The sequence below is a fragment of the Streptococcus mitis genome (genome assembly GCF_005144795.1).
Lineage (GTDB): Bacteria > Bacillota > Bacilli > Lactobacillales > Streptococcaceae > Streptococcus > Streptococcus mitis_BB.
Genome location: NZ_SWFJ01000042.1, coordinates 1 through 579 on the forward strand (window position 1 = coordinate 1; position 579 = coordinate 579).

The window sequence follows — 579 nt, forward strand, 5'->3', positions numbered from 1 at the left end:
GTCGGCCGGCGGGTGATCTGCGTGCCCGTGCCGGTCCGCCCCGTCATCGCCGTGACCCGCGCCTACGAGCGGCGGGTGTCCTCGCCAAGGTTGAAGGCCGAACAGATCGCCCGGCTCATCGAGGACAAGGCGTTCGCGATCGACGCGGCCCGCCGCGACCTGGACCATCGTCCGCGGCCGTTCGCGGCCGGTATCGCGGCGCAGGCCACCTCATCACCCTATCGGGTGACCCCAAGCCGCTCTCCCGACCGAACGGAGACCCGGATGTTCCGGATCGACCAGGCCACCCAGCTGCTCCAGGACCTCCAACGGATCGCCAGGGTGGCTGGTCCCCCGACGGCGCTGCGCTTCGGTGCCGCCGTGGCCCGGCATGCTCCGACCATCCGCCGGGCGGGCAACCTGGATGCCGCCGACCGGGCGATGGCCACCGGCGGCCACACCTACCGGCCGCTGCCCGGGGTGACGGTCATGTTGCCCGGCACCGCGTTCGGCGGCGCGCGCGAGATGTACTGCCGCGGGGTCTACCACGCCCTCCCCGGGTACGCGCCGGCGGCCGGCGAGGTCGACGACGACCTCGCC

At 73.9% G+C, this 579-nt stretch carries 1 protein-coding gene; it reads left to right on the forward strand.

The window, feature by feature from the left end:
• Positions 1–579 (forward strand): hypothetical protein (locus tag FBF73_RS09885; RefSeq protein WP_206146687.1); only part of this gene is annotated, 579 nt, incomplete at both ends.